Origin of the sequence: Natrialba magadii ATCC 43099 (genome assembly GCF_000025625.1) — an archaeon.
GTDB classification, from domain to species: Archaea; Halobacteriota; Halobacteria; order Halobacteriales; family Natrialbaceae; genus Natrialba; species Natrialba magadii.
The window spans coordinates 2,133,516-2,157,573 of sequence record NC_013922.1; the positions used below are offsets into that span (position 1 = coordinate 2,133,516).

The 24,058-nt window shown below is 59.8% G+C and carries 23 protein-coding genes and 1 pseudogene; 16 read left to right on the plus strand and 8 right to left on the minus strand.

What is annotated here, in order from left to right; genetic code table 11:
* Positions 1-226 precede the first annotated feature (226 nt).
* The 3 genes and pseudogenes from NMAG_RS09980 (at position 227) to NMAG_RS21625 (ending at position 3,447) form a co-directional block, all read left to right on the plus strand.
* Positions 227-1,450, plus strand: coding sequence for a tryptophan--tRNA ligase (locus NMAG_RS09980; protein WP_004267369.1), 1,224 nt, complete (start codon positions 227-229; stop codon positions 1,448-1,450).
* Between the two features lie 156 nt (positions 1,451-1,606).
* A pseudogene (locus NMAG_RS09985) lies at positions 1,607-2,029 on the plus strand (IS5/IS1182 family transposase); the annotation flags it as partial.
* 611 nt (positions 2,030-2,640) lie between these two features.
* The gene (locus NMAG_RS21625; RefSeq protein WP_012996629.1) at positions 2,641-3,447 is read left to right on the plus strand and encodes a hypothetical protein; all 807 of its coding nucleotides are present in this window, start codon (positions 2,641-2,643) and stop codon (positions 3,445-3,447) included.
* Between the two features lie 287 nt (positions 3,448-3,734).
* Here NMAG_RS21625 and NMAG_RS09995 read toward each other — a convergent pair whose 3' ends face one another.
* Complete coding sequence (locus NMAG_RS09995) at positions 3,735-4,619, minus strand: IS1595-like element ISNma3 family transposase (RefSeq protein WP_012996630.1); 885 nt, start codon at positions 4,617-4,619, stop codon at positions 3,735-3,737.
* Between the two features lie 656 nt (positions 4,620-5,275).
* Here NMAG_RS09995 and NMAG_RS10005 point away from each other — a divergent pair.
* The 3 genes from NMAG_RS10005 (at position 5,276) to thsA (ending at position 8,434) form a co-directional block, all read left to right on the plus strand.
* Positions 5,276-5,779 carry a metallophosphoesterase family protein gene (locus NMAG_RS10005; RefSeq protein ID WP_004267365.1) on the plus strand — a complete coding sequence of 168 codons (504 nt, stop codon included), beginning with the start codon at positions 5,276-5,278 and terminating at the stop codon, positions 5,777-5,779.
* A 96-nt stretch (positions 5,780-5,875) separates the two neighbouring features.
* Positions 5,876-6,454: a KH domain-containing protein gene (locus NMAG_RS10010; RefSeq protein WP_004267364.1), complete on the plus strand. Its 579-nt coding sequence runs from the start codon at positions 5,876-5,878 to the stop codon at positions 6,452-6,454.
* A 321-nt stretch (positions 6,455-6,775) separates the two neighbouring features.
* Positions 6,776-8,434, plus strand: coding sequence for a thermosome subunit alpha (gene thsA / locus NMAG_RS10015; protein WP_004267363.1), 1,659 nt, complete (start codon positions 6,776-6,778; stop codon positions 8,432-8,434).
* 426 nt (positions 8,435-8,860) lie between these two features.
* Here thsA and NMAG_RS10020 read toward each other — a convergent pair whose 3' ends face one another.
* Both NMAG_RS10020 and NMAG_RS10025 read right to left on the minus strand, forming a co-directional pair.
* Complete coding sequence (locus NMAG_RS10020; RefSeq protein WP_004267362.1) at positions 8,861-9,289, minus strand: hypothetical protein; 429 nt, start codon at positions 9,287-9,289, stop codon at positions 8,861-8,863.
* A 179-nt stretch (positions 9,290-9,468) separates the two neighbouring features.
* Complete coding sequence (locus tag NMAG_RS10025) at positions 9,469-10,281, minus strand: alpha/beta fold hydrolase (protein WP_004267361.1); 813 nt, start codon at positions 10,279-10,281, stop codon at positions 9,469-9,471.
* 206 nt (positions 10,282-10,487) lie between these two features.
* On the opposite strand from NMAG_RS10025, the gene NMAG_RS10030 reads away from it, so the two are divergent.
* Positions 10,488-11,174, plus strand: coding sequence for a helix-turn-helix domain-containing protein (locus tag NMAG_RS10030; protein ID WP_004267360.1), 687 nt, complete (start codon positions 10,488-10,490; stop codon positions 11,172-11,174).
* A 198-nt stretch (positions 11,175-11,372) separates the two neighbouring features.
* On the opposite strand, the gene NMAG_RS10035 is transcribed toward NMAG_RS10030, so the two are convergent.
* On the minus strand, positions 11,373-11,555 hold the full coding sequence (locus NMAG_RS10035) for a hypothetical protein (protein ID WP_004267359.1): 183 nt from the start codon (positions 11,553-11,555) through the stop codon (positions 11,373-11,375).
* A gap of 540 nt (positions 11,556-12,095) precedes the next feature.
* On the opposite strand from NMAG_RS10035, the gene NMAG_RS10040 reads away from it, so the two are divergent.
* The 4 genes from NMAG_RS10040 (at position 12,096) to NMAG_RS10055 (ending at position 15,865) form a co-directional block, all read left to right on the plus strand.
* On the plus strand, positions 12,096-12,959 hold the full coding sequence (locus tag NMAG_RS10040; RefSeq protein ID WP_004267357.1) for a hypothetical protein: 864 nt from the start codon (positions 12,096-12,098) through the stop codon (positions 12,957-12,959).
* Positions 12,960-13,742: a hypothetical protein gene (locus NMAG_RS10045; protein WP_004267356.1), complete on the plus strand. Its 783-nt coding sequence runs from the start codon at positions 12,960-12,962 to the stop codon at positions 13,740-13,742.
* Positions 13,739-14,674 carry a hypothetical protein gene (locus NMAG_RS10050; RefSeq protein WP_004267355.1) on the plus strand — a complete coding sequence of 312 codons (936 nt, stop codon included), beginning with the start codon at positions 13,739-13,741 and terminating at the stop codon, positions 14,672-14,674. Before NMAG_RS10045 ends, NMAG_RS10050 begins: the two co-directional genes overlap by 4 nt.
* A gap of 111 nt (positions 14,675-14,785) precedes the next feature.
* Complete coding sequence (locus tag NMAG_RS10055) at positions 14,786-15,865, plus strand: alanine dehydrogenase (RefSeq protein ID WP_004267354.1); 1,080 nt, start codon at positions 14,786-14,788, stop codon at positions 15,863-15,865.
* A 14-nt stretch (positions 15,866-15,879) separates the two neighbouring features.
* Here the strand turns inward: NMAG_RS10055 and NMAG_RS10060 are convergent, their stop codons facing one another.
* The gene (locus NMAG_RS10060; protein ID WP_004267353.1) at positions 15,880-16,662 is read right to left on the minus strand and encodes a YqjF family protein; all 783 of its coding nucleotides are present in this window, start codon (positions 16,660-16,662) and stop codon (positions 15,880-15,882) included.
* A gap of 479 nt (positions 16,663-17,141) precedes the next feature.
* Here NMAG_RS10060 and NMAG_RS10065 point away from each other — a divergent pair, with 479 nt between their 5' ends.
* Complete coding sequence (locus NMAG_RS10065) at positions 17,142-17,321, plus strand: hypothetical protein (protein ID WP_004267352.1); 180 nt, start codon at positions 17,142-17,144, stop codon at positions 17,319-17,321.
* Between the two features lie 234 nt (positions 17,322-17,555).
* Here the strand turns inward: NMAG_RS10065 and NMAG_RS10070 are convergent, their stop codons facing one another.
* Positions 17,556-18,056: a PaaI family thioesterase gene (locus NMAG_RS10070; RefSeq protein ID WP_004267351.1), complete on the minus strand. Its 501-nt coding sequence runs from the start codon at positions 18,054-18,056 to the stop codon at positions 17,556-17,558.
* 231 nt (positions 18,057-18,287) lie between these two features.
* On the opposite strand from NMAG_RS10070, the gene NMAG_RS10075 reads away from it, so the two are divergent.
* Together NMAG_RS10075 and NMAG_RS10080 are read left to right on the plus strand one after the other, a co-directional pair.
* A complete protein-coding gene (locus tag NMAG_RS10075) occupies positions 18,288-18,758 on the plus strand; it encodes a DUF4385 domain-containing protein (protein ID WP_004267350.1) in 471 nt (156 codons plus the stop codon).
* Positions 18,759-18,818: 60 nt separating this feature from the next.
* Positions 18,819-20,321 carry a serpin family protein gene (locus tag NMAG_RS10080; RefSeq protein ID WP_012996634.1) on the plus strand — a complete coding sequence of 501 codons (1,503 nt, stop codon included), beginning with the start codon at positions 18,819-18,821 and terminating at the stop codon, positions 20,319-20,321.
* Between the two features lie 32 nt (positions 20,322-20,353).
* Here the strand turns inward: NMAG_RS10080 and NMAG_RS10085 are convergent, their stop codons facing one another.
* Positions 20,354-21,259, minus strand: a complete 906-nt coding sequence (locus NMAG_RS10085; RefSeq protein WP_004267348.1) for a hypothetical protein — start codon at positions 21,257-21,259, stop codon at positions 20,354-20,356.
* A 59-nt stretch (positions 21,260-21,318) separates the two neighbouring features.
* On the opposite strand from NMAG_RS10085, the gene NMAG_RS10090 reads away from it, so the two are divergent.
* Positions 21,319-22,128, plus strand: coding sequence for a lipoate--protein ligase family protein (locus NMAG_RS10090; protein ID WP_004267347.1), 810 nt, complete (start codon positions 21,319-21,321; stop codon positions 22,126-22,128).
* A gap of 202 nt (positions 22,129-22,330) precedes the next feature.
* A complete protein-coding gene (locus tag NMAG_RS10095) occupies positions 22,331-22,864 on the plus strand; it encodes a DUF7529 family protein (RefSeq protein ID WP_004267346.1) in 534 nt (177 codons plus the stop codon).
* Between the two features lie 48 nt (positions 22,865-22,912).
* Here NMAG_RS10095 and NMAG_RS10100 read toward each other — a convergent pair whose 3' ends face one another.
* Positions 22,913-24,034, minus strand: coding sequence for a hypothetical protein (locus NMAG_RS10100; protein ID WP_004267345.1), 1,122 nt, complete (start codon positions 24,032-24,034; stop codon positions 22,913-22,915).
* Positions 24,035-24,058: the final 24 nt, after the last annotated feature.

The window sequence follows — 24,058 nt, forward strand, 5'->3', positions numbered from 1 at the left end:
GGTCGGCGAAACTGTTAGGTGGTCTGGGTAGCTACTGGGTAGTGATGACGACTGCTCTCGAGTGGCAGTGGCGCTGGGGTTGGCAGCCATCCTCGAGAGCGGACAGTATCGTCGCTGCGGCCGACGCGGCCTAACCCGCGGTTGCGGCGGCGGGTGCTCCCTCCGTTTTTCGTTTCGCACAGAATCGCCGACGAGCACCTGCGATACCCTCAAGTACGCGATACGAATGCCGACACCAACCGACACCACGAATTCCACAGACGCGACAGCAGATCCGCCTGAAGACGACTTCACCGTCACACCGTACGCCGTCACCGGTGAGGTCGACTACGACAAACTCTTAGAGCGCTTCGGTGCTGACCCGCTCACCGACGACCAGATCAAGCGCTTTCCCGATCATCCGCTACTCCGTCGGCGGACGTTCTACGCGGGTCGAGACGTAGATAGCTACCTCGACGCCGCTGCGGCCGGCGAACCGCACGCCATCGTGACCGGCCGTGGCCCCTCGGGACCGATGCACCTCGGGCACGTCCTCCCGCTGTACCTCGCGAAGCGCTTCCAGCAGGAGACGGGTGCGACGGTCTACATCCCGCTCTCGGATGACGAGAAATTCCTCGCGAAGGCACAGTCGTTCGAATCGATCGGCGAGCACACTCACGAGAATCTCCGGGACGTTCTCGCGGTCGGCTTTGACCCGGAGCGAACGCGAATCGTGGTCGACACCGCTGACGCGGACGTGGTCTACCCGATTGCCGTCCGCCTCGCGAAACACCTTACGCCGGCCACCGTCGAAGCCGTCTACGGCGAGCAGGACACCGTCGGCCTGCAGTTCTACCCTGCCGTGCAGGCGACCCACCTTTTGCTCCCGCAACTCGTGGCGGGCCGGCAGCCAACACTCGTCCCCATCGCCATCGATCAGGACCCGCACGTTCGCATCTGTCGCGACGTGGCCGCGAAAGAGGCGCTGCCCGTCGACAAACCCGGCGCGTTGCTCGGGCGATTCCTCCCGAGTCTGGCGGGCCCGGGGAAGATGAGTTCCTCCGGCGACGCACCGTCGATCGAGTTGACGGCCGACTACGACACCGTCGCCGAGACGATCCACACCCATGCCTACACCGGTGGCCGGGCCACGCTCGAGGAGCATCGCGAACACGGCGGCGATCCAGCGGTCGACGTCCCCTTCCAGTACCTGCGATTCTTCTTCGAGGAAGATGACGACGCACTCGATTCCATCGCCGACGCCTACCGTGCGGGCGACCTGCTCAGCGGCGAGTTGAAGGAACTCGCAATCGAGCGGATCACGGACTTTCTCGCAGCCCATCAGCGCCGGCGCGCCGAATTGGATGGGATTTCGAACGAACTCGAGTCCTATCGGCTCACGGACGACGAGCGCCGACGGGCGCTGGAGCGGGCTGGCGTTCCGCGGGTACTCGAAAACTATAGCCACTGAAAGTCAGTACACACTCAATCGTACGGAGGCTGTGCGAATAGTGTGTAAATGGTTTCAGTTGTTACTATAGATCTCTCCGAACTGCTTTGTTGAAGAGCGATCTAATCAGCTGATATCACGGGTTAGAAGGATGAAGTCAAGGAAATCGAGGTGGATATGGAAATCGATATCCTCGACTTCGTTGAGCAGTGTCGAGACCTAGCCAAACAAGCGTTGGGGAAGCACGCGGGCGAGCCCGCCAGCGGCGGGTTCGCCCGCTGGGTACACGTCGTTTTGCACTGTTTTCGGCTCGAAGAGGGCCATAGCTACCGTGAAACGCCGAACCGGCTGAAGTACATGTCTGAGGTTCGTGACGTACTTGGCCTAGATCAGGACGAGCTGCCGGATTACAGCACGATCTACAAGTCGTTCGATCGGCTGAAAATGTGGGTGTGGCGGGCGTTGCTGCGCGTTTCAGCGCAGCAACACCCGCAGTCTGGGCACGTCGCTCTCGACAGTACGTTCTTTGACCGACGCGCTGCTTCATCGTACCACTGTCAGAGATCTGGATATAGCGTGCAGACGCTGAAAGTGACGACACCATTCGTCTTTAGCTAATACTCTCAGTAATTCTCAATTCTGTCGATAGGCGTCGAAAACCGCCGTTCAAAGCGGTTGAATCGGCTGGGTCGAGGCCATGGAATAACTCACGATGCTACGGCATCGGCACAGCTGACGGCTGAACTCCACAACAGTCATCGATAATACCCCCATGCATAATCATAACACGGATATTACTGATGGGCTTAGCTAAAGACGGATGACCGCCGTTCCTTCACAAAGACACTCCTTGCGGCAGGTTTCTCGCTCGGAACTGCTCTTGGACTCTCCACAGGCGATGTGAGAGCGGCCAAACGGGATGAGGTGCCTATTGTAATCGGATACTCCACAGAAGAGGAAAGTGGACCGAACAACGAGCACAAAAAGACGGTTTCTGCCCGCTGGTACGATCGGCTCACCAAAGCCCGAAGCGAATACCAAAAATTCCTGGATGGAAATTCAATCGCGGGCCGACAGGCGTCCAGCGAGACTGTTCGAGGGATTTGGGTTTCTGCTGGCAAAGTTGATGGTCAACACCCATACCTCGAGCTTCAAGTGACGGATACTGATGAAGTGACTCCGTAGGATATCTCGAAACAAATGGCGTCCCAGTGAGGATCACAGAAACTGAAAAAGAAGAACCCAAAAAGCCGACTCCAGGGACAGAAGACGAGGTAACGACATCGAACACTACTCGCCAACCTGGTGAGGCAATCGGTGATGGTGAAGATTATATTGGCACGTTGGGTGCACCAGTTCGCGAATCCGCAGGCGATGACTGGCATTTCTTCACGTGCGAGCACATTGGTGATGGGTTCAGCGAAGGCGACACGCTATATACTGGAGGATCATCATTTTCCTCTGAGATTGGCGAAGTCATTGACGAGAGCTGCTCAGATGACATGGCAGTCGCTGAACCAGAAGACGGTTGGGAACCGTCGAGGGCAATTGCTGGTGAGGGTGGAACAGAAGTTTCTGGTGCTGGTCAGTTCACGCTTGACGGTCTCGCAGACCTTGAGGAAAACGATGAAGAAGTGAAAAAATTTGGCACATCAAGTGGTATAACTAGTGGAGAAGTAGAAACCCACGACGGTACTTATTGGGTCAACGAATTTTCGTGCCCACGTCGAACGAATCAGCTACGGTGGGGCGATGAAGATGTCGGTGAAGGTGGTGATAGCGGTTCCCCAGTCTATAAGACATCGCCCAATAACGATGACTGGTTCTGGGTTGCTGCGTCATTCCACGCAATCAGGGAGGACCACATTGGTGGTGGTGACTTTGCCCATGGAACTTCTGCGTGGACAATAACGGAAGACCACGGCTGGCAGTTTTACTCACCTGAATTAGTGAACCGCCTCGGGGTCAATCCCCGAAGCGCTCGGCCTGCTCAGCCTGTAGAACAATTTCTTTGTTGAGTGCGGAGTGTGAAACTCGCGGTGAGTACAGAAGGTGCTTCCTCCAGAGTGAATTAACTCTGGTAAAATGCAGGTTTAACCCGAGGCAACATATAATGTATCATAGGTAAATTGACAAATACGGTGCCAACATGAAATGGAGTTACCCAATCCAGTCGCAGTATAGAGTCAATGAACACGCAAGGAAGAGGGGGTATTACTGCAATGAATAACAACCAAAATGGCAAGTCTATAAGTTTTCTGCTCGGCAAAAACCGCCAACGCTCTTGTGTAGCACTTTGTTGATCTCATAGTGTGGCTTTGATAGCGTGTTTGAGCGCTTTTCTCCCTGGTTTCCGCAGTAACTTTCGTCGAAGTTGGAACGCTCGGAGATACTGTGTGAGCTTATCTTTTGAGATGCCTCGATGAGGTGAGAGCCACGGTCGCAGCAGCGATCCGTGGCTCTCGCAGGTGTTGACGTGAACGTCTTCGTCGGCGTATTCGCCGTCACCGTGGACGACGTATTCGCGGTCGAATGCGTCGTCCTCGGCTAACGGATCGTAGGCACGAAATCCATCGGTGTAGACAGTCAGTGGCTCCTTCTCGCGGTTTGCAAGAAGGAGCCGAACCGTCGATTCGTCGGCGGATTTCGCGGGGATCACGTACCGATTGCCGGTGCCACGATCGACGATCGTGAACACCGGCGGTTTGTCCTGCTCGTACGATCCTCGTCCACGTGTGGACAGGCCACGCGAGCGCGACGGTCGGTCGCGCTCGCGGCCTTTCATCCCTGCAGAAACGTAGACTTCGTCAATTTCGATCGGACCAACGAGGTCAAGCGAAGGCGCGTCGAGCGCCTTCGTGAAGCGCTCGACGCGCTTGTAGATCGTTTTGTACTGAACATCGATCTCTAGCTGAAGTTGGCGCAGACTTGTGTTGAACCGGAGGAACGCGTAAATCGAGAACAGCCACTTTCCGAGTGCGATCTTCGAATGGGCGAAGATTGTGCCAGTCTTATCGTTGAACGTGCGGTCGCAATTCTTACAGAGATAGCGCTGAAAGTGCCCATAGCTGCCGTTCTTGACCGTTAGGTCAGAACGGCAGCGAGGGCAAGTAACACCGTTACGCCAGCGAACCTGCTCCAACAGGTCCGCTGCGACCGATTCCGACCCAAACACATCTAGCGGAATCATGCCTAACGGACACCGCTGACGCGGTGTCCTTGCTCTCTTCGATTTCCGAGCCACAGCTGAGCAGTATCAACAATCTCCTACAGAAGAGCGTAATGGTAAAACAACCCTATCAACCCTCGAGATTCTCAAGGGGTAGTCTGTCTGTGAACTGCCTCAAGTCAAATCCCGTGGCACTCTGCCTTGACCACATGGAGAACACCAAACCTCCCTCAACAGTCAAACACCTGGATACCATCCAAAAGATCAACATATGCTTAGTGGGCCAGCTGACCTGAATATCTCCAGACTGCCAGCCAACGTCGAACTCAGAAGGGTCCGCCACCGCAGAATGTTTGACGCCGAGAAGTCATATTGTGGGTCCTTAGTGGAATCACATCCCTGATTGGAGGGCCGAAGCAACGGAGTTAAGAATCAGTTTCGGAGTCTAAATTCTCGCCCACCAGTGATGACCAGATCGTGTCGGCGAGAGACGACCGGACAGTCATCGTTTCCATCGTGTTCTCACGCTAATACTATGTAGGTAGGGGTTAGGATACCGATGTCTGTCGCGAGCCGTTCGCTCAAAAACGCTGTCGAATGTCGCAGACGTTCGTCCGTCTGCGGGATATGAACACCCATCCCGAACGGCTTAGTGGCTCGCCGGTACCCCATTGGGTATGAAGATCGGAATCGTCTCCGACACTCACGACAACGTCGCGGCAACCGAGCGAATCACCGACATTCTCGACTCCGAAGGCGTCGAAATCGTTATTCACTGCGGCGACTTCGTCGCGCCGCTGCTCCCACCGTACTTCTCGGAGTTCGAACTGCACGGGGTTCTTGGGAACAACGACGGCGACGTTGCCAACCTGCAGGCAGCCTTCGACTCGCTCGGTGGTGAAAGCGAACTCCACGGTCGGTTCGCCACACTCGAGTTCGACGGGCTTTCCTTCGCCGTCCTGCACGGGGAGTCGATGGACGAAGTGCGAGCAATCGCTGACTCCGAGGCGTACGACTTCGTCTGCTACGGCCACCACCACACCCGCGACCGATCGGAACATGGCCGCACGACGCTGGTGAACCCCGGCGCGCAGTTCCCGACGACGCCCGCTGACCATCAGACGATTGCACTCGTGGACACGCGCACGGAGTCCGTTCAGTTTCGGTCGGTACTCGAGTAACGACCTGTGCTGAGCCGTTTGTCGCGGTGTGTGCAGTGGTCCCGAACGGCGACGACGGACCAAGGCCTTAACCTCACGCAGCAAGTACCCGGGTACATGCAGCACGTGAAGATTCCGCAGGACCGGATCGGAGTTCTCATTGGTGAGGGTGGCGAGACGATGCGCGAGATCGAGGCGGAAGCCGAAGTGCGACTGGACATTGATTCGGAGAACGGTTCCGTTGCCATCGAAACGGTTGGCGACCCCGTTCTCGGGCTGAAGGGGCCCGAAATCGTTCGTGCGATCGGACGTGGGTTCCCGCCAGAAGACGCGCTTCGGTTGCTCGAAGACGACATGATGATGTTCGATATCGTCGACATCGACGCCGCCTCGCGGAACAAGAACGACATGAAGCGCCAGAAGGGCCGACTCATCGGCGAAGGCGGGCGGACCCGCGAGCTCATGGAAGAGCTCTCGGGTGCGTCGGTTGTCATCTACGGGTCGACGCTGGGACTCATTGGGACGCCGCCCGAGGTCGAGGCCGCACGAACCGCCGCAGAGATGCTTCTCGATGGGGCTCCGCACGGAACGGTCTATTCGTTCTTAGAAGAGAAGCATAACGAGATGAAACATCAGGGGCTGCAGTATCATCGGTACCCTGGCTCCGGCTCCGATTCTGGGTCAGAGTCGCCGTAGCTCCTATCTTCCTGCTCCGTCAATTCTCGTGCCGTTCTGTCCCGTCACGGTCTCTCCCGCTCCCTTCTGTCACAGTGTCCGACGGCCGTTTTCGCTTTTCCAGGTTCTCCGACGCGTTTTTCGCTCTCCATCGAGTTCCTAACTTTCGATTGGCTCGCTGGAACTTCCTCGATCATGCGGACTGATCGCTGATAAATAACTGCTGACCGGTTTCACGCGGTGCAACACCCCCCGTCGATTCAGTGCTGCTGAGGGATCGAACACCACAACATTTATATAGAATAACAATCAATCCTTCGGTTGACTATGGCTCAACAGCAGATGGGCAACCAGCCCCTTATCGTTCTCTCGGAGGACAGCCAGCGAACCTCCGGGAAAGACGCGCAGTCGATGAACGTACAGGCCGGCAAGGCAGTCGCCGAGTCCGTTCGGACGACCCTCGGCCCGAAGGGGATGGACAAGATGCTTGTCGACTCCTCGGGCAACGTCATCGTTACGAACGACGGGGTCACACTCCTCTCGGAGATGGAGATCGACCACCCGGCGGCCGACATGATCGTCGAAGTCGCCGAAACCCAGGAGGACGAGGTCGGCGACGGCACCACGAGCGCCGTCGTCGTCTCTGGTGAACTCCTGAGCCAGGCCGAGGATCTCCTCGAGCAGGACATCCACGCAACCACGCTCGCACAGGGATACCGCCAGGCCGCCGAGGAAGCCACGAACGCACTCGAGGAGATCGCGATCGAGGTCGACGAGGACGACGACGAGATCCTCCACCAGATCGCCGCCACCGCGATGACCGGCAAGGGCGCAGAGAGCGCACGCGACCTCCTCTCGGAGCTCGTTGTCGACGCCGTCCAGGCCGTCGCTGACGAGGACAGCATCGACACGGACAACATCAAGGTCGAGAAGGTCGTCGGCGGCTCGATCGAGAACTCCGAGCTCGTCGAAGGCGTCATCGTCGACAAGGAGCGTGTCTCGGACAACATGCCGTACTTCGCCGAGGACGCAAACGTCGCGATCATCGACGGCGACCTCGAGATCAAGGAGACCGAGATCGACGCCGAGGTCAACGTCACCGACCCAGAGCAGCTCGAGCAGTTCTTAGAGCAGGAAGAGGCACAGCTGCGCGAGATGGCCGAAGCAGTTGCTGACGCCGGCGCTGACGTCGTCTTCGTCGACGGCGGTATCGACGACATGGCCCAGCACTACCTCGCACAGGAGGGCATCATCGCCGTCCGTCGCGTCAAGTCCAGCGACCAGTCTCAGCTGGCCCGCGCGACCGGCGCAACGCCCGTCTCCTCGGTCGACGACCTCACCGAGGACGACCTCGGCTTCGCCGGCAGCGTCGCCCAGAAGGACATCGCAGGCGACCAGCGCATCTTTGTCGAGGACGTCGACGACGCGAAGGCCGTCACCCTCATCCTCCGCGGTGGCACCGAGCACGTCATCGACGAAGTCGACCGCGCAATCGAGGACTCGCTGGGTGTCGTTCGGACGACGCTTCAGGACGGCAAGGTGCTCGCCGGCGGCGGCGCACCGGAAGTCGAGCTCTCGCTCGCGCTGCGTGACTACGCTGACTCCGTCGGTGGCCGCGAACAGCTCGCCGTCGAGGCGTTCGCAGACGCACTCGAGGTCATCCCGCGCACGCTGGCCGAGAACGCGGGTCTCGATCCAATCGACTCGCTCGTTGAGCTTCGCGCAGACCACGACGGCGGCAACGAGGCCGCTGGCCTCGACGCGTTCACCGGCGACACGATCGACATGGCCGAGGAAGGCGTCTACGAGCCGCTGCGAGTGAAGACGCAGGCGATCGAGTCCGCAACCGAAGCCGCAGTCATGCTGCTTCGAATCGACGACGTCATCGCGGCCGGCGACCTCGCGGTTGCCGACGATGACGAGGGCGAGGACATGCCACCAGGCGGCGGTGGCATGGGCGGCATGGGCGGTATGGGTGGCGGCATGGGCGGCATGATGTAGGCGAGGGACGAACGAAGTGAGTTCCTCGTAAATTCGAGCGGGGAGCGCGAGCGATCCGCGAGCAAAGCGCGGTTTGAACGAAACCAAACCCGCGTCCATGCGAACGGCGCGTTGCGCCGTGAGTACGCGACGTCGGGGCAACCCACACGAGCAAGCGTCTCGTGAAAGCGAGCGGGAAGCGAACGACCCGCGAGCAAACCCGACTCGCAGCGACCCACGCCCCACTGAGTAGTACTGTCGTCTCGGATTCCATCCGAGAACACTTGCGACGGCCCATTTTGCCGTTTGCGCTCGCTATCACTGAGTGACAACGATACTGTTGTCCGGCTCTCTCGGCCGGAGAACCACTTAACAGTTGTTGGCAATGTGGGTGATGTTATTCAGTTTGAGGGTGCCGTCGGGACGATCTCTTTCAGAGGCTGAGCTTCAGGTAAAACCCTTCCGAATCATCTCGATGAATTCTGATAACTCCCCCTCAGGAACTTCCCCGATTTCGAGTGAACCCGGGTCGTCAATCATGTTACTCAGGAACACGATAGCCTTCCAGTATTTCCCGTCCTCACCGAGGTCGTGATCGTCGTCTCGGTCGGCACCAATCGCGTTCGCCACTGTCCACATGTTGTACAGCAGCACCGCGTAGCCGAACAGGAACATTCGGTGTTCGATCTGACTCGATCCGGACTGTGGCAGAAACCGATTCTTGATCACTCGATATGAGGTCTCTACCCTCCATCTGCCACGGAATTTCTCAGCCAGTACCTCCGCGCCGTTTCGCTCCTTGGTGGCGAATTCTCGCGGGTCGCGGTTGGTGTAGAACTGCGTCAGCGCGTCGGTCGGGTCGTCGATAATCAGCATACTGGCATTAGTACTACCTAGCGTGCAAGATGTCGAGAATATATGCAGCAATCAGGTCCTGTTTTCACTGATATTATGTTGGATCAAAATTATTGTATCTTGAACTAAACGCTGGAATGCCTGGTCTACTCTCACAGAATGCGTGATGAACGTGTGGGAGTTAGAGGCGTCTATTCGAGTTATTTCTGAGAAGCGATCGAGTGAGCACCCAAGAACGAATCGATCTCCAAAGAGATTCGTTTTGGCGCTTCAGCGGGACCGCTGTGACTCACACCGTCGAATTCAACAAGACGACTGTGGGGAATCACCTTGTGAATATCTCGGGCACTCTCACGGAGGAAGTTGGGTCCGCTGGTGCCGGTCAGTACGAGTACGGGAACGGAAATGTCGAGACGGTCGGGGAGTTGGTATTGCTCGACGGCTCGGTTCATCCTGACGACTTCCTCGGCGAGCTGTACGCACTCTGGCCAGACTGGCCACTCCGCTAACCACGCATCCAGGTCGTCGATTCCCTCGGGATGGAGGACCTGTTCAATATAACGCTTCACCGCCTCCCGGGGTTCTCCCGTGTCAATGAGTGTCTGCATGCGATCGGCAAGATCAGCATCGGCCCGGTAGTCCTCAGGGAGGACTGCTGGCTCATACGCGACAACTCCTCCAACCGATGCTTCCGTCGCGGACTCAATCGCGGTGAGTGCGCCGTACGAGTGCCCGAAGAGGATCGGCTCGCCGTCAACAGAATCAACGAGGGTTCGGACATACTCCACCTCACGGTTCAGCACATCGTCGGCACTGGTCTCGCTCGGGTCGTCGAGACACGTCCCGAATCCGGGTCGTTGTGGAACGATAGCGGCGTACTCGTCGAGGTGTGAAACGACTGGATTCCAGTATTCGCGTGGTGCCATTCCTCCGTGAAGGAGGACTACCGGCCGACCATTGCCATGGCGTTCGTACGTTACGTCGATAGCACCTTCTGATTGTTTCGTCTGCATACGTGTCGGCGTTCGTGGCGAATTGGCCAAAGCTATTCTCTCAGTGATGGTGCCGTTTAAGTCAGAGATGCCATTTCCTGAACATGTGAACCACGGCCGTCCGTCCAGTACCGAGGTATCCGTGGTTAGATCCAGATATTCCACATGAATTCAGGCTTGCCCAACTCTTTCGATATCCTCATTACCGTAACTAGAGACCACGATGCATGGGGCTCGTTGCAGAGTTCAATATTCACTGTGAGGCTCTCCCACTCGTCGAGGTAGCGGCTGCAGTGCCACGAGCAACGCTCATTCTTGACATTCAGTTCAATCACGGTGACCGGCCACTGTTTATTGCTACCGTAACAGACGGTTCGCAGGCTGTCATTGAGGAGGCTTTGACCGACGCTTTCGACGTTGGTGAGTGGACACTGATTGGTCAGGCTGGCAAGACGCGACGGTATCAGGTGTCACCAGCACTCGACTTCGAGGAACAACTTGGTGAGCACATCGAGGACCTTTCTGGGCTCGAATCCCTCGCCACCACCGAAGCTATCATTGAACGTATCGAGGTGAAAACGGACGGCTGGCGACAGTCAGGCTGGTTTGCCGACCGGGAGGCGTTCAACGAGTTCTCGTCATTCTGGCAGCAAAACGCTGGGTTTCGGTTGCACCGACTCACTCGTGATGGCGAGTCTGAGCCACCCGGTGATGGCCTCTCGGACCGACAACACGAGGCACTTAGAACAGCCTACGAAATGGGTTATTTTGACATTCCACGGAAGACCTCTCTAGACAGAATCGGGAAAGAATTAGACATTTCGGCGTCTTCCGTATCGGAGCGTCTCCGTCGCGCTCAAACCCAGTTCCTACAGGATACGATGGCCCCAACGTGGCCACCACTCCCCGAGTAACAAATGTTCATATGGATTTACTGGACTAAATGGTCGCCCTAGTCCCAATCAGACCAAATCCTCGTGCAAGACTTGCGCCTTGTATCCATCTCAGCGTATTCTGACTGGAAATAGAAACGGCCGTCTTCTCACTCGAATAAGAGTCTACGGTTAATACTATGAGCTGATGTTTCGCCCGAGGCATTACCTCGTAATCAGTCACCCCTCGTCACAAACAACGTCTCGCAACTCTTTGAGCAGTTCCGGGTGATGTTCTGCGAGAACATCGACATCTGTCTCCAATTCATCGATTCTGCTACGCACACGGTGGATCGCCTGGTATCGTTTTTCATCAGATACAGTAACCTCACCGGTAATTCTCTCACGGTCAGTCGTTGTCATAATGGCTCGGTATTTGCTCACGTACCGTGATTCAGAGACCATCTACTTCTACGTTAGCACCAAAGCAACCTAACTTTGCACCATAGCCAATAGTTTGCTATAATGCTAAGTTCTAAGTTGGTGGCCAATAGAGATGTAGCTGAGAAGCGCGGGATTGCTGAAAATGAGACCGGTGTTGAAGGCACCGACCCCGCGCTTCGTGGAGCACACGAAGCATGAAAAACTCGACCCTAAAACCAGATGAAGGCATCGGACTGATGCTGTCTGGCGATATGAAGCAGCGGGGTATCCTGCTGCTGTACCATGACAGTGAACCGCACTGCAGGGAGCCGCTTGAAGCTAACGCGAAGACGCAACTGAAAAAGTTAGAACACTCCTGCGAGATGATTACTAATGATTGCCGAGACGGTGGTGGGAACGGACGACTTGATCCACCAGCAGCACGTGGGTGGTGTCGTCTATGTCTCTCTCGACGCGCTGAGGAAGGCACTCGACACTCGCTGACCTTTAAATGTGATGAGGTCACGAAACTGGCTCACCATGATTGAAGACATCGACCGCGACGTATTCGTGCGAATCCAGACTGACCTGCTGGTGGTCGGTGACAGCATCATGACCGATAGACACCACGCCTCGAACGGCAACTACGAGGACGACGACCCGCAGAACCAGATTGGCGGCATCATCCCCGCCTTTCCGCTCTCGGGCTGGCTTCGCCACGGAATGGAGCGCGTCGTTCACGAATACGACGGCACCGCCTGTCATCCTGGCGAGGCCAACGCGAACTTCATGAAGGAAGACGTCTACGAGCGCGATCTCGGCGACGGCTACCACGAGAAGGGTGCGTGCATCGATGATCCCAAAGAAGACAACGGCTGCGTGGTCTTCGACCTCTTCGGCGGCTTCGGCAACCAGCCGGGAAAGGTGATGCGTCGCCCGATCAAGTTCAACCCCGTCCGCTCCAGCGTGGACTACACGTGCGGACAGGCCGAAGGCCACTACCGGCGGTTGAACCGGAATATCGTCTCTCGCAACCGGGAAGACAACCGCGAACCGCTCCGGAACGCCGAGGTGGATGCCGTCGCCAATCTGGACGGCTGCTGGCATCTCTCGTTCCGGGAGACGAAGCCCGAGTTCATCGGTCTCCTCGCGGAGGGGATCGACTTCCTTGATGAGCACAAGACGAACTTTATGCACCAGCTCGGTGGCGCGCGCAACTTCGGCGCGGGGATCGTTGATTGCCACCTCATCAATCCGCTGTACGAGGAGCGCGAACTGAAGTGCGTCTTCGACCGCGGGAAGGGCAACACGAACAAGATGGACGAGAAAGACGACCGGTGGGCCGAAGAGTACCGCCCGGCGTTCGCGGATGCGCTGGAAGAGCGCATCGCGGAGGGGCTGTAGATGGCCAAGAACGTCGCAGTCAGCGACTTCCAAGGCGACGGCGGCCAGGACATGATGATCGCCGCGTACCGGCACGACGCCCACAAGCTCAACGGTGAGACGCATGACTACGCGCCGGACACCTTCAACGGCGTCCCGGTCAACCAGACCGTCCCGCACGGCGCGGACGGCGACGCGTCGGCGCTCTCACGACCCAACGGGAAGCCCGAACAGACGGTAGACAACCACGAGACGCACTACCGGCTCTCGCTGCTGACGGGCAACTCTCACTACGACCCCGAGGAGTTCTCACGCCCGCGTCTTTCTGAGGCCATCAACGACCTGCTGACGGGCTCCGGCCCCGAGGCGATGCATCGGGCGTGGCTCACGTCGGACGTAACGAGCGGGTTCAACGAGAGCATCTACTACCCGTACACGAGCTTGAAGTACCACACGCTGCTCGTAGCGGCGCTCTTGGACAACTACCGCGCCGGTCACGAGTTCCCCGATCTCCACCTGGTCGTGGACGACGCCGAGGAGATCGTGCCCCACCGGACGGTCTACGCGGGCGACCGCTTCTCGCTTCGAATCGACGAGAGCGCGGGCGGGCAACCATGGGCGCGCCTTGGAAGCCGTCCGTGGCGGTCGTGGGCGTCAGCGTGGAAGCGCCTCACCGCGCACCCGCTCGATGTCAATCACGACAAGCACGACATGGTGCTCGATGCGAACCTCCGGCGGATCTGGAGTTGGAGCACCGCGCTCCAGTACATCGAGGATCTCGAAATCCGGAAGGTGAGCCAATGACCCGCATCCAGCAGGTTCATTGGGAACTCGACATGGACTACCTCGGGCACCCGTACTACGTCTCGGGGAACGCGATTTACCACGCGCTCGGGATGCAGCTGGAACACGACGTCCACCAACACATCAACGCCAGTCACGGGATGTTCGTGCCGGGGCAGTTCGGGACGTTCCCCGAGGAGCACTCGCAGAGCGGGATTCGCCCGTACATGGGGTCGTCGCTCCCCGACGTGGAGAGCTACGACGACCTGTTCCTCTTCCGGCATTCCGATCATCCCTGGCTGCTCGATACTCGGCCCCGAGACGGGCTGAACGCCCACGATATCCGGTTCCAGAACAGGATGCCCGCGCTGGCTCACGAGACGATCATGGGCCGGCCCGACGACGCTCGGAAACAGCAGCAGACCACGCGCTGGTACGTGAACGCCTACTTGCACGCCGATGACCCGGACGTTCTGCCCCTCGGCGAGGACGTGCTTGACGGCCTCCAGTTCGGAGGCAAACGGAACTACGGCTACGGGACGACCACATTGAAAGACACGCAGGTCGTTGACTTGGAGGCCCTGGACTACTCGCGTCTCGAAGACGGCGAGGCGTTCATCCTCGAACTCGTGACGCCGTTCGTCCTCCGGTCGGAGTACCCGAAGGCGGACAACGTGGACGTGCCGTGGTGGTGGAGCGTAGACGATGGCGCGCAGCTGCGCCACCGCCTGGAGAAGGTCATCGAGGGCGGCGACGTGTACGAGTTGGAGACCGTCGATCACGGCGTGGTCGTCGGCTACGACGGCAACCGTCCGGTGGAGACTGCGATGTCAGTACTCACTCGGGTCGGGAACCACTCGAAGTACGGTTTCGGAGAGCTTCGAGTGAAGCCAGTCACTCCAGACGAAACTAACGTCAAGAAACAAATAGAAAAGCCGGAGCCGGAGCACTGACAAACGAATAATGACCGGCAAGGATTCCGCAGTGTCCCGGTCGGTCAGACTGAATAAAGTAGATCACATTGCCAACAACTGTTAAGGTGTCACCCCGCAATATTCGCCTCTATGCAGACACTGCTTTTAGACAGCGACGACGTCGAGGCGAACGCCCAGATGGGTGCCGTCATTGGGGCGGTCGAACAGGCTTTCGGTGCGTTCGAGCGCGGCAATACACAGATGCCAGCCAAGTCCTACATCGACCTCCCACAGTACAACGGCGACTTCCGATCGATGCCGGCCTACCTCGAGGTGCGAGAAAGCGACGCCTCCTCGAGTCAGTCGGGATCACAGCGCGATTCCGACGCCGCCGGTGACTGGGACGCAGCAGGCATCAAGTGGGTCAACGTCCACCCAGACAATCCGGAAAGCCACGACCTGCCAACTGTGCTGGGGACGATGATTTATTCCGATCCCGAAACGGCCTCTCCCCTCGCGATCATGGACGGGACGGCGCTCACGATGAAACGAACCGGAGCCGCGGCCGCCGTTGCGACCGACTACCTCGCTGTCGAGGATGCGACGAGTCTCGGCCTCGTCGGCGCTGGCGTTCAGTCCTACACCCAACTCGACGCGATCAGCGAGATTCGGCCCATCGAGGAGGTCGTCGTCTCGGATCTCGACGACGAGCGCACCCAGCGGTTCATCGACGCCTACGACGACGAGTTCGACGTCCGCGCCGGCTCGATCTCGGAGGCTGGCCACTGCGACGTGCTCTCGACGGTGACGCCTGTCCGCAACCCCGTCGTCACGCCCGACGATGTCGGCGAGCACACGCACATCAACGCCATCGGTGCCGACGCAGAAGGCAAGCACGAACTCGCCGACGAACTCTTAGAGGCGGCGACCATCGTCATCGACGACCACGAGCAGTGTACCCACTCGGGTGAGATCAACGTCCCGTACAACGAGGGAACGCTGACCGATGCAGACATCTACGGCGAGATCGGCGAACTCGTCGTCGGCGCAAAAGCGGGTCGGACTGGCGAGACAGGTGGAGACGATGAGTCGGGCGTGACCGGCGTCTCCGTCTTCGATTCCACTGGCCTCGCAATCCAGGACGTCGCCGCCGCCCGCATCGTCTACGAGAACGCCCGCGATCACGACAACGGCACTCCGTTCGGGCTGATCGATACTGAGGTCCAGTAAGCACAGGACACCAGCTACCGCACACGCCGCGGAATCGACCCCGTCATCTCGAGTTCGTCACAGTAGTAACAGACCGGCTCGGCAGTCGGCTCCGGCAACCCGTGCAGTTCGAACATCGTATTCTCGAGAATCGTCGCATCCGCTGGCTGCAACGGCCACGGGTCGTGTGCAATCTCCCCCGCGAGCACACTCCCATCCTCCGGTGCGTAGAATTGACGGCGTTCAGTCAGCCAGTACTCGAGTGTCCCCGGTTCTGCCGTGGTGACTGGCCCGTTCGGACGATAGGTTGTGGCGAACCAGGCAGTCCTGTCGTCGGTATCCGCATTCGGGTCGGGGAGATCGGCGTTCGTCGCCGATCGGCGACTCGAGAAGGTGATTCCGTCCTCGGTGCCGCTGACGGACATGTCGGCGTTGAAGACGGGCAGTCTGGTGAGGCGGCCGATGGCGTTTGCGAGCAGCGGTTTGTCGAGGTCGACGCTGAGGAAGAAGAGTCCCGGATCGCCGCGGTGGGTGACGTATGTGCGGACGTTGAGTTCTGGAAACGCGGTTCTAGTTGCAGCGGGCGAGCCACGGACGCCGGCGTTTGTCAGAACGAACGGGAGGATGCTAACCCAGGCGTTGCCGTCCCAGGTTTCGAGACGTAGTGGATTCGGAATGTGGGGCCGGAGTTCGTCCGGGTCGACTGGCCAGTTTGCAAACAATCCGTGTCGCCAGGTCATCGTCGCCAGGTGCGGTGCTCGTGGCGCGGTACCGTCGGTGAACCGCCACCGAAGCTGTCCCGTTCGTTTGCCTGTCATTTCTCTTGTCACGGTGTGACGACCGGTGAATACCCATCTCCACCGTATGCTGGACAGCGACATAAAACAGATAGCTGTCTGTCAGAACCGGTGGAGGTTCGCCACCCGGGAGACACCTGTGAGTGTATCGAAATCCGAAATGAAACTGGGTTGAGATCGGGACGAGATTGGGACAGGATTGGGACGAGGTCGGGACGAGATTGGGACAGGATTGGGTCGCGATCGGAACGAACTCGGAACGTAATCGAGATAGATCGAACTGAGACTGAAACGAACTTAATACGGGGATTTGAGCACACCATCTTCGCGAGCGGCGGACATCAGATCTGCAAGGAAGACACAGCCAATACAGACGGAGTTTTACCTGTCTCGTTCAAAACGTCGGCTATGACTGCGAACAGGTGCTGTCGTTCGAACGAGCGGACTGACACTGATGACGGGGTGCCAGCTAGAGGCTGCAGCCATCGGGGTGGCGACCGATGACGGCGCGCCGGTTGCAGGCGATGTACGTCTTCGGAATCCTTCTGAATGCGGGTGCGCTGGTCGCTGCGGCGACAAACGGAGCGACACTGTATGCCGTCACGTTCGGGTTCGTAATGTGTTATCTGGGGATCCGATTCTGGATGGTGAGCCGGGACCAGGCGGCTAGCAGTAGTTAACTTTCACTGCCTCTCAGTACAGGGCCGTCTCCCCTCGTCGGATAAAGCGTTACTCAGTTCAGGTGTGGGTGTATCCGTCACGGGCCGCTATTCGACGGTGATGGATCCGGTCCCCGTCTACGTCGAAACGGCAATTTATGGCTACTTCTTGCTCGTGTGTGCAATCGGCTGTTTCCTCCACGGTCGACTTTGGCTCGGCACTCGGAGTGGCGAGGCCGCGACCCGATCGGAATCTCAGTCCTCCCGTCGGAACACCCGGTAGGAACCCTGTCCGGTCGCGACCTCCTTTGTTTCGCCGTCCGGCGTCGTACTCTCGACTGTCACCTCGCTAACGCCGACAGTCCCACCGACACGGATCACGTTCGCCGTTGCCGTCAGATCACCTGTCGCCGGACGCAGGTAGTTCACGTTGAGGTTGATCGTCGCAATCGAGGCATCGACCGGGTCCTCGAGTTTGGTCCGAAGCGCGAGGCCGCCGACGGTGTCGATTAACGTGGCGGCGATGCCGCCGTGAATGTCGGGGCGGCGGTCGGTGTCGCCCGCGGCGGCCGGGCGGACGTTCGTGAGCTTCTGGTCGTAGGGGATCGACATGGTCATCGTCCCTGGCCCGACGTCATCGACGCTGGTGCCGATCCACGAGAGGAAGTCCTGGTACTCGTCGATGTAGCTCTGGAGGTACTGTGCGATGTCGTCGTAGCCGCCGTCGCCGGTGATGTCGGGGGCGTCTTCGGTCATATCCTGTGGTCCGGCAGCGAGTGTCTTGATCGCTGCGCTTCTGTGGCTGCCAGTTGATCGGCGTTTGTTGTCGCTTCGGCGAGCGTTCACCGGACTCACACTGGCTCGATGACACTCTCGCCCGTCTCTGGTACTGGCACTGGCACTGGCACTGGCTCCACAGTTGCGTCACGTAGCGTGGTTTCGTATGCCGGCCGAGGGTCGTTCCCACTGGTCCGCCACAGGTGAACTATGGGGGACAGATCGACGGACACCGACGACGGTCCGGAGTACGGGATCGACTTCCGTGCCAACCCCGCCGAATACGATATCGGCCGCGGCGAGGAAGGCGTTTTCAAGATAGAGCCGTACAAGAGCGAACTCTTGCCGCTGTGGTCGTACAAAGACGAGGCCGCAGCCGCGGCGTCCGCCGAGGCAATCTATGACCAGTACGAACAGTACCGAGCGAACGACGAGTTCCCCGGGATGGATATGGCCCGCAAGTACCTCCAGATGGGCTATACGCGGGCGATGCGCTACGCGAAGTACCCTGGCGGACAGAAGTACGACGAGGACGGTACCGAGCGCGACCCCGAACAGTGGGCAGACCCCGACAAACGCGAGGCAGCGCTCGTCTTCGAGTCCTACTGGGAACGAGTGCGCGAAGACGACGTCTACCAGCAGGCGAAAGAGCGCCACCGCGAGCGCACCGCCGAGCCGTAAGCTGAAACCGTCGTTTCACTTTGGAGAACACGTTTGCTATCCCAGTTCGTTGTATCGTATATGTCACAGGGTCACACCGATCGGCGGACGATGCTCGCCCTCTCCGGTGCCTTTCTCGCGGGGATGGCCGGCTGTACAGGGACGGCTCCCGATTCGGAAGACGAGGCCGGAAACGGGGATTCGAACGGAACCGAACCCGACGGCGAGACAGGTGGGTCCGACTCCGATATCGACTTCGACGGCGAGTTTCCTGAACTCGAGTTCGTCACTGATCCCGACCTCGAGGACGACCTGCTCGCAGCACAGATTCGACACAACGTTGCGTTCTCGCTCGACCTACTTTCGCAGCTCCGAGCGGACCGACCGGATGAGAATCTCTTTTTCTCCCCGTACAGCGTCTCCGTGGCGCTGGCGATGACCTACGCCGGTGCGCGCGGTGAGACGGCCGACGAGATGCGCGAGGCACTGCGGTACGATCTGCCGGGAAGTGGCGACGACTGGTCGACAGCAACCGGATCCGATGACGCGACTCTCCACGCAGCCTTCGGTGCACTCGAGTCCGAGTTCGATCGGCGAAACGAAGACGGGGAGGAAGTCGACCAGCCGCGGGCTGATTCGGATGGAGATGACGACGGCGCTACCGAGAACGAAGACGTGGACGACAGCGAGGACGAGCTGGGCTTCCAGCTCTCGAGTGCCAACGCCGTCTGGGCGGCTGAGGATCATCCGTTCGACGACGCGTACTTCGACCTCCTCGATGCCTACTACGGGGCCGGCGAGCACCTCGTGGACTTCTCGGGCAGTCCCGAAGCAGCGCGAGAGGAGATCAACACCTGGGTCGAGGAACGGACGAACGACCGCATCGAGGACCTTCTGCCTCAGGGCTCGGTGGACGCCTCGACGCGGCTCGTGCTGACGAACGCGGTTTACTTCCTCGCGGCCTGGAAGCACGATTTCGACCCTGCGAACACCGAGCCGGAGACGTTCACCGGGCTTGCTGGTGCCGAGACCGAGGTCGAGATGATGCACCAGACCGCCCAACTGCGCTACGCCGAGCACGATGGTCACCAGTTCGTCGAACTTCCCTACGCCAACGAGGAGACGAGCATGGTCATTATCTTCCCCGCAGAGGACGAGTTCGAGTCCTTCGAGGAGTCGTTCTCGGTGGACGTCCTCGCGGCGATGCTCGACGATGCCTCGGCCTCACAGGTCGACCTCGCGATGCCGAAGTTCGGTATCGAGTCGAAGTTCAGTCTCGTCGAAATCATGCAAGACCTCGGGATGCAGCGAGCATTCACCACCAGCGCAGATTTCAGCGGGATGGTTGACGGTGAGACGAGTGACCTCTTCATCGGCGATATCGTCCACCAGAGTTTCGTCGAGGTGGACGAGGAGGGAACCGAAGCCGCCGCGGCGACGGCCGTCACGATGCCGGTTTCGGCTCCAACGAATCAGGTCGAACTGGTGCTCAACCGGCCGTTTCTCTTCTACATCCGTGACCAGCCGACCGAGACGCCGCTGTTTCTGGGTCGTGTCGTCGACGGTGAGACAATCGAGGACTGACTCAGCGAGTCTGTTCCGCCACCGTTACTCCGCTATTGCCTTCGAACGCGGACCTGTACCTGCTCGCCCTCTTCGAATGCCCGATCCGGGCAGATCAGTTTCGCACCGAAATCCGCATCTCGCGCACAAAATAGCGAGAGTCCTGTAATCGGATCGCCGTTCGCCATGACCACCACATCGTTCCACGTGATCGAGCGGCCGTCGTCTGCGACCGAGCCGAGTTCGTCCCCGTTCAGCGAAATCGGTGACGGAAGCCGGGTACTCGAGTACACACCGCCGCCGTCGTAATGCGGGAGCCCGCCGTCGAGGACGCCGCTCGTGTCGTTGCCGTCGGCTCCGACACCGACGAATTCCGTGCCCGGATTCGGGTGTGTCGGCGCGTCGAGGACGGCGTACGTTTCGCCGGTCGCGACGACGGTTCCCGTCCCGTCCCATGCGAGTGGCCGCGGGCGGACGTCGTCTGTGAGGTCGATCGGAATTGACCCCGACGCACGGTACGGGTTCTGCTCCGGTGTTCGAAAGCCGACGTGGAGGTGGTTGTCGACCCACGGCGCGAAGAAGCCGGCGCGGACGAGTGAGCCGAGCGAGTCACCCGGTTCGACGCGGTCGCCGGCCTCGACGGCGGGGTCGACGTGGAGGATTCGGGCTGTCAGCCCCGCGCAGGCATCGGGGCCGTCGCAGTCGATCAGGATGAGGTAGTCGTGTTCTGGCGCGTATGATTTCGGCGGTGCGCGGACCGTTCGCGTCTCGCGGACGGTGCCGGCGACGGGGCTCGGTGCGGCGGTCGTTCGGCCGTCGCGCAACGTCCCGGGATAGAGGTCGATCGCACACCCTGCGTCGTGGGCCGGATACGGCGAGTTGTACAGCGAGAAGCGGGCGTACGGTGCCAGTGCTGCCGCCGAGAGCGGTACCGCGTCCGTGTCCGTCAGATCGATCACAACTGTACCGACGACTCGCAGCGAGAGCGTTTAGGTGCGTCGACACAAATGTCACTGGTATGCGAGTGCTTCGCGGCCGCGCCGACACGATCGACGCAGACCGGCGGGCAAGCGAGTCGCTACTCGAGTTCGCCGCCAACGGCGAACCCGCAGTTCGGGTCTGGCGACCGCACCGACAGGTCGCCTTCGGCCGGCGTGATCGCAGGCAAGAGGGGTACGACGAGGCTTACGAGGCCGCACGCGAGCACGGATTCGCACCGATCGAGCGGGCGGTCGGTGGCCGCGCGGTCGCCTACGACGGCGAGACATCGATTGCGTTCGCGCGCGCTGACCCGGTCGACGACTTCCGGCGCGGGACCGACGCGCGCTACGAACGAACCACGAACGCGACGGAGCGGGCACTCTCCGAATTGGGTGTCGACGCCGAGCGCGGCGAGCCGGCGGATGCGTTCTGTCCCGGCTCGCACTCTGTCTCAGCCGGGCTCACCGCCGACGCGGAACCATCACTCGGCAAACTCGTCGGCCTCGCCCAGCGCGTTCGGCAGGACGCCGCCGTCACGGCAGGAATCGTGCTCGTCGATAACCGCGAGCTGATTGGAACGGTACTCGAGTCGGTCTACAGCGCGCTCGGGATTGCGTTCGACCCCGACTCGGTGGGGTCGATTGCAGCGGTCGGTGGCGAGGCGGAGCCGGCTGTTGTCCGTGCGCGGTTCGAGGACGAACTTGTCGGCGATGTCGACTCGGAGGCCGTCACTGTCGAGTCTGTGCCGGTCGAGGGCGATGGTGATCCGGCAGATAGCGGTCAGTCCAACGGTGGTCCGGCGGCACAGCAACCGGATGCCGATGTGGTAGACGACAGATCGATGTGAGGGGGGAGTGGCATTTGGTGTGCGAGAGCGGGTGTGTGAGTGGGTGGGAGTGCGAGAGCGGGTGTGTGAATGAGTGAGAGCGACGAGCGAAAAGCGAAAAGCGAAAGGTACTGTTTTCGGGCTTCGGCCCGTCGGCCTCGAGTATGCACACCGACGCAACGATGATTCTACAGCGTAGCGGCGGAACCGCGGAGGGATCGCGATGAGGAACGACGCACCCACAGCCGACGACCGGTGGACGGAACTGCTCACCGACGCGAACGCAATCGCCGCGGAGTACGACGACGACGGCTGGGAGTCGGTCGTTCTCGAGCCATCGTCGGTCTCACCGAGCGAGGCCGAGGAGCGTTTCGGGCTCAACGTTAGCATCGATCGAGAGACGTTCGAGCAGGTTGAAGCGCACGTCGCGGATTCGGAGGCGACGTTCGGCGACGCGGAGGTGTACTATCTACCGGTCGACGAGGATGGCACCACTCACGACGACAGCCGTCGCTTCGCACTCGCCGTCGAACGCGACGCCGACAACTCGATCGCTGTGTTCGTCCCGGTGACTTACACCCTCCCCGAAGCGAAAACAGTCTTCGAGACGGCACTCCTCGAGGAGCAATTGCTGCTCCACGTTCGGGCGACCGATGCGGACGAGACGGACCCGTGGGTGACGTTTTCGCACGACGATCCGTCGCTGTTTCTCTCGAAGTCGGACGTGCAGTCGTGGGAGTTCTCGCCAGGTGAGTGACGACTGCTTCAGACAGGTTCAGTCAGGTTCAGTCAGGTTCAGACTGATTCAACATGGTTCGAACTCGAACGCCCCGTTCAACGCCATCGAGTGGTCGTCGTAGTAGGCATAGAGATTCTGCGGTGCGGTGTACTGGCCGCCGTAGTGCCCCGCGGGACCGTTCGAATCGATGATGTTGTCCGCGTGGTCCGTCGTGAACCGAAGATCCTCGCGCTCGTAGACGAGGTCGTCGTCGAGCCAGTAGCGAACGATCCCGTCCGGATTCGCCGCGCCGTCGGTCACGGTGTTCACACAGACGTAGTACTCGAACTCGTACCAGTTCCCGAGGACGAGCTCGGGCTGGCCGAGCGCGTACGGCTCACCCTCCATGACGAAATCGTGGTCCTGGTTCTGATCCAGATGGTACGTGTGCGAGAGCAGATAGAACGGGCCGTCGGGGTCAGACCCCTGGTTGGTGATGTAGAGGCGATTACTCCAGCCGTTCGTCCCGTCAGGCCTCCCGCCACCGGCGCTCCCTTCGCCGAGCGCCATCGCACAGTTCCAGAGCCGGCAGTTCGCCGGATACCGGCCTGTCATTTCCCAGCCCGTATCGAGTGCGAACCGGACGCGCCCGGTGAGTTCGAACAGGCCGTCCGAGAAATCGTAGTGCGTGCTCGCACCCCAGTGCCCACCCTCCTGCATGCGCATCTGCAGCGCCCGGTTCCCGGAAGCGGTCGGATCAGCGACGAGGTCGAGCGCCGCCGGATCGCCGTTCGACAGGCGATAGACGTCGTTCCACTCGTCGTACTCGTCGTAGTCGAGATGAACTACGTCATCCGGCCGACCACACTGCATTGTGTCCGGTGTCTGTGCTGCACCGACGTTTGTTCCGAACTCGAGTCCTCCTACGATTCCACCCAGTCCGAGCGCTCCCAGAACGCCACTTGCGCGTATCGTTTGTCTGCGACTCAGGTTCGGGCTCAGGTCCTGGTTTTGGTTCTGATTGTGGTTCTGGTTCTGATTGTGGTTCTGGTTCTGGCTCTGGTTCTGACCCAGGTTATCCGCTGCTGGCGGAGCACTCGAGTTTGCGCTGGTATCGGCATCAGAAGACTCACCAGTGGTTACAGTCTCGCATCGGTCGCGGCTCTCGTCGGTGTCGCTGGTCCCGTCGTCTGCTGCGTGGGATGTCATGCACGACTCGCTCTCACAGGAGGA